Raw genomic sequence first — 7,966 nt, forward strand, 5'->3', positions numbered from 1 at the left:
GCGAATCCAAATCCAAGCGCTGCGACCGCCGCAAGCACTGCCAATGCTTTTAAAAATTTCTTCATAAGAAACTCCTTAAAAAATTAATATGGCAGTATTTTACAGGGCAAGGGGGGGGGAGCGAAAGTGCGTTTTACGCACCGAAATTAAATTACCGTGCACAGCAGGAATTTACTTTGCAGCTTATGCGGAAAACTCGCGCACATTATTTCTCCCGGCCGTGAATGTAGATTGTTTTCTTTTTGCTTCCATTGATTTGCCCTTCACTTTTCTTCTGACTCATATCTTTTACTTTAAAAGACTTTCTTGAATTTTATATTCTTTGCACGGCACCATTCCTGATATGCAAGTAAATCTTCGCCCTGTAAAACCCGATTTCCTGGTCCTAGCGCCTGACGGATGCTGAATTTTGGTGAAACTTCAATGCAAATCCTATACTTGTTCTTGTATTTTGCATACACGATTGTGCAGTATTTTTTGCGAGCCAGTTCTGTATAACACCAGCCCACGCAATTGTGCATTTCACTTCCGACTGTCCTCAGTTCTGCGGAGCTTTGGGCCACATAAAAGCAATAACGGTCTTCATCTTTTACTTCGACAGTTTCAATCTTTCCGTCACCTGTGCGAATCGTAGTCCTGTTTTCGCCGCATTTATAGGCAAGGTCAAGGTGAGGCTGCTCGATTTCAAATTTTTCATCTTTTTCTTGATTTTCGTCAAACATCCGGGCAGAAAGAGCGTTTGCACTCTGTGCTTGCACAATGTCGGCACGGCGAACTAAAAAATCATGCGTATAATCATTGAATCCTTCGTGAAGCACATCTTTCTTTTCTTTATCACTCAAAGCATCAGCGCAAATCGGATAAGAATTTATTCCATCAATAATGACATTGTCTGGAATCTTTTCGTCAGCAAAAAAATTGAAAGTTCTTTCCAGACTATTCCAAACTGTTTTTTCGGAAGAAATTGCAAGCATATCCCCGACGAATTTTTTTAGCGAGGGGCGAATGCTGTAAGAAATCTCGCCGTCAGAAAAATTTACCATACAAAACTTGAAAAAAGCATAGCAAAGAGGATTAGCGCTTTTTAAAAGAATATTCAAATCAGAAAATCCCAAATCCTTTACCGCCGCATACGAGATGACACCTTCAGGGAAACTCTGGTACAACTTTCGGACAGATTTTGAAGGCTTTATTCCGAGACTGTGAAACATTTCGTTTTCGGCGGTCGGAGTGTTTCCAGAAGAAAGAGTTGAAAAATCCTTATCATACGGATTTAAAGCCCAGTGATGAGAAATTTTATAGAAATTGATGTTGAACGGACTTAGCATATAACCAATGATAAGACTGAAGCCACGAAATTTTGAAGCAATGGTCGGGACTATGCCAAATTCTTTTTTATACCGATCGCCTAAATCCTTTAAGATTTCTTCCGTGATTTCAGGACAAAGGCCGGCTGCCAAATCTTCGCTCTCAAAAACAGATTTTCCGTTTTTGGATAAGACTTTACGCTCAAGATTAAGCTCATAAAAATTTTCGATAAGACGGCGGTTCTGCTTTACGACAGTCTGGGATTTTACAAGAATGAGATAATTATTTTTTGTTTTTGCCACATGATAGCCATAATTAAAGATTGAATTTTCATAAGCAAAAGGTCCTTCATACAAATGTCCGCACTGACTTTTAAGAATATTATTTGAAAAGGCGGCGATATATTCCCAGCGATGGCACGAGCGGCAATATACGCTTTTCTGTTTTAAATTTACTATGGTCGGGAAAAGAGACATCGGCTCACAAGAAATTGGTATGTACTTATTAATTTTTGGACTAAATGCCCAGTAGCTGCACTGTGCTCTCATTTTTTTTCTCCAGATTGTTTAAGATTTCACAGTCATATATATCGATTGCCCAGCCGTCTTTTATAGCCCGCTTGATGTCCGTGTAATGAGCAATCACTTTTTCTGTAGGAATAGGAAGCGTCGTGGTGATTTTAGGAACCGTAACCGTCAGCTCCATTCCTTGCCCTCTCTTCTTTTTTGCACTCAAAGAAAAGTCATACATCTCGCGCATTTCAAGCTCGTTTATTTGCAGATGATGAGATGAAACAACTGATATAATTCCGTACCTGCCGTCAAGATTTCGTATTGTGACTTTCGGCTTTGCATTTTGAACCGTTTGTCTTCTGACTTGTTGATTCCACTTATACTCGCCCGATTCCTTGTACTCAACCAGTTTTTCAAACTCTTCCTCAGAATAAAACAGGTGAGTTACATAATAAAGTTTTTTTTCGATATATCCTTTAATTCCTTCTCCGTTATCACTTCTGCAGCTAAAGGAAATATCATAGCCAAAATGCTGGAATCTGAAATTGAACTCATAAGGCGGTTCTTTGGTCACAAAACGAATCGCATCATTCTGAATATCGATGAAAATCTTTGCGCCATCGTCGAACTGGCCTTCAATCAAGTCCTCGTCTTTTAGTCCGAAATATTTGAAATCAATTTCGTTTTTTTCATTTCCGAATTTTTCGACAAACCTAAGGAACTGCTCGTGGTTCAAAAACTTTATTTCACAATGAGTTGGATTCATTCTGCGCTCTCCATTTTTAGAAACGCCGGTTTCGTCTCTTTGGGAAACCGGCAAACCCGAATCTCACCGGCAAAAGATAGGCGCCGGATTTAGCATTTTGCGATTCAACCGCAAAACACAAGAATAATATATGGAAAATTCGCAAGAAGTTCAAAAAAGTGTGAAGAAAGCTGAATTTTTTTTCCAGCTCAGAATGTTCCCTGGTTAAAAAGGAATGTCGTTAGCCTGAATTTCGAGTTTTATGATTTTATGTCATTTTTGCTTTTCATTCTCAAATAAAAACACCGCACCGCTGCGAGCCAAAAAGACTTATAGAGGTGCGGCATTGTATTTTGAGAATATATAAATTGTCTGAGATTTGACAGATTTTAAAGCACAGAAAGCGCGAACAGAACTTGAATTCATACCATCTATTGTTTGCATTTTTTTTCTGTGCTCCTCGTGCAAATTTTTGTGAGTACTTACAAGTTACAACACAATTTTAATAAAAAACAGTGCGTTTTACGCACCGAATTTTTTATTTCAGAGGCTAACAAGCTTGTCTTCCCGGCTGTATTCAGCTGCAATATAAAGAATCCATTATCTTTTTTTGACATTCAACGGAAGGCTTTTTCATCTCCAGAAGTTCCGCTTCAAGCTTTTTCTTCGTCTCCGGGCTGACACACCTGAAGATTTTGCTCTGGATTTCATAATCACAAAATGCGATTGCCTGTGCAAGGAAATCAAGGTTTTCCTCGGCGATTTTCTTCACGGTAATATCATCAAGCCAAACAATGTTCTCAAAGTTCCCGGAAAGATAGACTTCCATCGCTGTATGTGCCCGCTGTTCTTTTTGCTCACTGCTTTCTTCAAGTCTGCGCAAGTATTCCGCACGATTTTCATCATCCCGCTTCTCAAAGTCTGACATTAGCTTTGCGCCAAGTTCTTCGCCAATCATTGAGGCAAGTTTCATCGCAAGGACACGAGGATTCGCCCCTTCATAGATTGAATGCACGCCCTCCGCCGCCATCATCAGCGCAAGTTTTTCTTCGTCGCCGCCTAGTTTTTGGGAAGAAGCGATTGCATAGAAGGCGATTTTCTCAATATCGGATATTTCAACACCGTCACAGATGTCCATAAAAAGATTTCGTATAAAATTTCTACCATACAAAGAGATTTTTTGCGGAAAATCCTCTCCCGCAAAATCATTGAAGGCCTGCTCAGTATCCATATCCGCTTGCAAGGAAAGAATTCCTTCACGGCGGGAACGTTCGGCCGTGTTTATCAAAAACCATGCCATGCCAAGCAAAGTCTTTTCGTACTCAGGCTTTGCGGGCGGTAAATTGTAGAAGATTGCCATTTATTCCTCCAAAGATTTTTTCATGTGTTCAAAGGGACGGTTTTATTTATTTTCCCGATAATCGATTTCAGGGCATAAAGCACAACAGAAAATTCATCCTTAACAATGATTTAGAAAAAGACAATCGAATCGTTGCCATTTACATCTCTGCGATTGACGATAAAATCTGTAAGTGCTGCGGTCATTTTATCTCCTACTCAAAATTAAAATCTGCCAAAGTGTTTTTTCTTCGAGGATGTCTAGGTCTTCGCGGTGCATTACTTTGCTCCTCATAAAACTTTTTCATCGCAGGATCTGTCTCCTGAAATTTAACACGCAATGGCGGTCTAAAAACTTTAGCTGCATCGTTTGCTGTCGTAGAGCCATCTCTTCCTTTGCCGAACACTTTTTTGTGTCCTTCCTCGCTGAACTGAATCGTGCAGTATAAAAATCCACGAATCTCATAAAACCCAAGCTCGTAATTCACAACTTCATCAGGAAAAAGCGCTTGCATAGTTTCAGTATAAAGCCTTTGTACTACATCTTTATCCCATTTTACAAGCATCTCGTCCAAAAGAATGCTGAACTCTTTTAGGAACACGCCAAGTTTTGCCTTACCAGTGCAGAACGGCGGAATGGCTATCGTGCAAAAAGGGTAATCATCTGGCGACAATGTCAGGCTTCTGTCTTCATATTTTCCCTCGTAAAAATTGAAACAAGTTTCTGTCGCAATTTCGCAATCCTCAATGTAAAAATCCGTAAATTGATATATTCCTTCATTATATGGAAACAAGATTCTTCACCTCCTATAATTGCAAAATTACTCTGTTTTGCCTTCGTTTAGCGGCACGAACACCGTGTGCACTGATTTTTTGTCCTTGGTCATAGTCCTGTACAGGACTCCGCCGAACACTCTAATGACATCGGTATAGGGAGAAGCTGTTTCGTCAGTTCCATAGTTCAATGCCGTTCCGTCATCTAAAAGCTCTACATGACCAATTCTCTTTTTTTTAAGTTCTTCAAGCTCTTTGTTCATAATTTTTCTTCCGCTCTAATAATATATGGAAAATTTGCAAAAAGTTTAAAAAAAAGGTGATTTTCCCGCAATTCGCATAGCAGGTGGTTTATTATAAAAATATTCCGCTTCGCTATTTGGACGATTAAAAAAACTCCTTCGCCAAAAACAAAACTTTTTACAAGCGAAGGAGCGGCTTGCCGCCGATAAACTTCTATGATGTCCGCTAGTTTTTAGAGCGAGCGAATTGCAAGCGCATAGGCATAGCCTGTACTCGAAATGAGTTCAGGCACATAAAAAAAACTTAAAAATTTGATATAATAATATTTTACAAAGAGCAAAGCGGTCGCGAAAGTGCGTTTTACGCACCGAAAATAAAGTAACTAAGTTGCCCGAATAAAGTAACTATATTTCCAAATATAGTCACTTTATTTTAAAATATAGTTACTATATTTACTCAACATAGTGGGTATATTTTTTTAATCTTAAAAACGAAGATTCCGCACAAAAAAAGCGGAGCTTTTACGCTTCGCGTCTTGCTTAACGAGTTCCGAACTAGCCGAAACTCGCACATATTACTTCTCAATTTCTGTGCACTTTAGATGCAAGTCATCCAACTGCTTGCGGACCGCGCCACACCGCTCCCTGCCCTAACATAATCCTTGACCTTGTAACACTTTAGTGTTACATTTTTATTATGAAAGAATACTTAGCCTACAAAGGCAATAAATTCATCGTGGAGTGGTATTTCACAAAGAAGGGTGAAAGCCAGCCGTTAGAGTTTTTTAACACCTTATCCATGACTGAACAACAAAAATTCTTTCATCTATTAAAACGAATTGGAGATTTTGGCTTCATTTCTGATATAACAAAATTCAGAAATGAAGAAGACGGAATATATGCTTTCAAGCCTCAGCCAAACAGATTTTTATCTTTTTTCTTTGAAGGCGGAAAGATAATTATTACAAATGGCTTTGTCAAAAAGAGCCAAAAACTGAAAAAACAGGATAAGGCTTGTGCAATATCTGCACGAGAAGATTATGCTAAACGAGTAAAGGAAGGAAACTATTATGACAAAGACTATGAGTACATTTGACAGAATGATGGAAAATCCAGAATGGAAATCCGGCTTTGAAAAATCCTATGAAGAATTCCTTATCTCAGAATTTATGTGCGAGCAAATGAAAAACGCCGATTTAAGCGTCCGCGAACTTGCGGAGCGTGCTGGCGTTTCCCCTACAACAATCCAGCATCTTCGCACAGGCAAAGCAGAAAATGTAAAGGTAAAAACGCTTATGTCGGTTTTACATGAATTAGGATTCAGTTTGAAGCCAGTTGCAACGCTGCATTGAAGATTGAATCGCGAATCACAAACGGAATTCCTGCAAGCTATTGCAAGTTTGTTATCTTCCGCACAAAAAAAGCGGAGCTTTTACGCTCCGCTTTTGTTTTATAGCATTTTATTTTTCTGGGTCAGAAATCGTGATATGCAAATGCCGCAATCCGCTTCGCGCCTTGCTTACCGAGTTTTCCCTGCGGAAAACTCGCGCATATTATTTCTCAACCTCAGTACATTTTAGATGCAAGTCGTCCAATTGGCTTTGGTCAACTGCGCTTGGACACTCGTCCATAGGAGAAGCCGCCAGATTGTTCTTCGGGAAGGCGATTACCTCGTGGATGCTTTCCTCGTGGCACATGAGCATGATAAGGCGGTCGAGTCCCGGTGCGATTCCTCCGTGCGGCGGCGCGCCGAACTTGAATGCCTGTACCAAGAAGCCGAACGCTTTTTCTGCGCGCTCGCGGCTGTAGCCTACGATTTCAAAAATGCGCTCCTGCAATGCAGGGTCGTTGATACGCATTGAGCCTGAAGCAAGCTCGTAGCCGTTCAGGACAAGGTCGTAAAGGTCGCCTTTTACAGCTCCCGGGTCGCTTTCCAAAGAGTCCCAGTATTTTTTCTGCGGAAGCGTGAACATGTGGTGCTCTGTTTCCCACTTGTTTTCTTCCTCGTTCCATGCAAAGTACGGGAAGTCGATAATCCAGGCAAAGTGGAACTCGTCCTTTGGATTGTAAAGGTTCAAGTCTTTTCCAAGCTGCTTGCGCACTGCTCCGAGCGCGACGCACGCTGTCTGCCATTTTTCGTCGCTTACAAACAGAAGAAGGTCGTTCTTTTCTGCTCCGAGCTTTGAGCAGATTTCCGCTTCTTTTCCGGCAAAGAACTTAGAGATTCCGCCTTCAAATTTTCCTTCCGCGTCAACCTTCATCCAGGCAAGGCCTTTCGCATGGTTGATTTTTGCGACTGCTTCCAAAGCTTCAATGTGCTTTCTTGAATATTTGTCCGCCGCGTTCTTTACAACAAGGGCTTTGAGTCCACTTCTCTTGTGGCGTTCGATGTTCTTGTCTGCGTTTGCGGCTCCTGCCTTGAATGCGTTAAAGTCGCTCAAATCCGCCATAAATGCCGCATCCTGCATCTTCATGTCAAAGCGCAAGTCCGGCTTGTCGCTTCCGTAAAGGTCAAAAGCGTCGTCCCAGCTGATTCTGTCAAAGTGAACTGGAAGTTCGTAGTTCAAGGTTTTCTTGAAAATATGGCGCATAAGCTCTTCGGTTGTCTCAAGAACTTCCTCGCGGTTTGTGAATGACATTTCCATATCAATCTGAGTGAATTCCGGCTGGCGGTCTCCGCGTGCGTCCTCATCGCGGTAGCAGCGCGCAATCTGAAAATACTTGTCAAAGCCCGAAACCATCAGAAGCTGCTTGTAAAGCTGTGGCGACTGCGGCAAGGAATAGAATTTTCCCGGGTGAACACGGCTTGGAACAAGGTAGTCGCGCGCGCCTTCCGGAGTTGATTTAATAAAAGTAGGAGTTTCAATTTCCAAAAATCCCTTTGAAGTCAAGAATTCGCGTGTCGCAAAAGTTACCGCTGAGCGCAAAATAATGTTGTGCTGCATAGGCTCGCGGCGAAGGTCAAGGTAGCGGTATTTTAGGCGCAAATCCTCGTTTGGAAGAACAACTGTTCCGTCCTTCTGGCGAACTTCCTCAATAGAAAAAGG

8 protein-coding genes are annotated in these 7,966 nt (G+C 41.3%); 2 read left to right on the top strand and 6 right to left on the bottom strand.

All coding sequences use genetic code 11. From position 1 onward, the window contains the following. Positions 1 to 293 precede the first annotated feature (293 nt). The 5 genes from B2X33_RS02415 to B2X33_RS02435 form a co-directional block, all read right to left on the bottom strand. Positions 294 to 1,856, bottom strand: coding sequence for a PcfJ domain-containing protein (locus B2X33_RS02415; RefSeq protein WP_296667356.1), 1,563 nt, complete (start codon positions 1,854 to 1,856; stop codon positions 294 to 296). Further along, positions 1,825 to 2,586, bottom strand: coding sequence for a hypothetical protein (locus tag B2X33_RS02420; RefSeq protein ID WP_296667359.1), 762 nt, complete (start codon positions 2,584 to 2,586; stop codon positions 1,825 to 1,827). Before B2X33_RS02420 ends, B2X33_RS02415 begins: the two co-directional genes overlap by 32 nt. A 556-nt stretch (positions 2,587 to 3,142) precedes the next feature. Beyond that, complete coding sequence (locus B2X33_RS02425) at positions 3,143 to 3,925, bottom strand: FliG C-terminal domain-containing protein (RefSeq protein WP_296667361.1); 783 nt, start codon at positions 3,923 to 3,925, stop codon at positions 3,143 to 3,145. Positions 3,926 to 4,118: 193 nt separating this feature from the next. Then, positions 4,119 to 4,697 carry a hypothetical protein gene (locus B2X33_RS02430; RefSeq protein ID WP_296667363.1) on the bottom strand — a complete coding sequence of 193 codons (579 nt, stop codon included), beginning with the start codon at positions 4,695 to 4,697 and terminating at the stop codon, positions 4,119 to 4,121. 27 nt (positions 4,698 to 4,724) lie between these two features. Beyond that, positions 4,725 to 4,940 (bottom strand): hypothetical protein, encoded by a 216-nt coding sequence (locus tag B2X33_RS02435; RefSeq protein WP_296667367.1) that lies wholly within the window; start codon positions 4,938 to 4,940, stop codon positions 4,725 to 4,727. A gap of 676 nt (positions 4,941 to 5,616) precedes the next feature. Here B2X33_RS02435 and B2X33_RS02440 point away from each other — a divergent pair. Both B2X33_RS02440 and B2X33_RS02445 read left to right on the top strand, forming a co-directional pair. Further along, positions 5,617 to 6,015, top strand: coding sequence for a type II toxin-antitoxin system RelE/ParE family toxin (locus tag B2X33_RS02440; RefSeq protein WP_296667369.1), 399 nt, complete (start codon positions 5,617 to 5,619; stop codon positions 6,013 to 6,015). Then, complete coding sequence (locus tag B2X33_RS02445; protein ID WP_296667372.1) at positions 5,990 to 6,271, top strand: helix-turn-helix domain-containing protein; 282 nt, start codon at positions 5,990 to 5,992, stop codon at positions 6,269 to 6,271. Before B2X33_RS02440 ends, B2X33_RS02445 begins: the two co-directional genes overlap by 26 nt. A gap of 201 nt (positions 6,272 to 6,472) precedes the next feature. Here the strand turns inward: B2X33_RS02445 and aspS are convergent. Then, on the bottom strand, positions 6,473 to 7,966 hold a 1,494-nt coding region (gene aspS, locus B2X33_RS02450; RefSeq protein ID WP_296667375.1), incomplete at its 5' end, for an aspartate--tRNA ligase.

Origin of the sequence: Treponema sp. UBA785 (assembly GCF_002297065.1) — a bacterium.
Classification (GTDB): Bacteria; Spirochaetota; Spirochaetia; order Treponematales; family Treponemataceae; genus Treponema_D.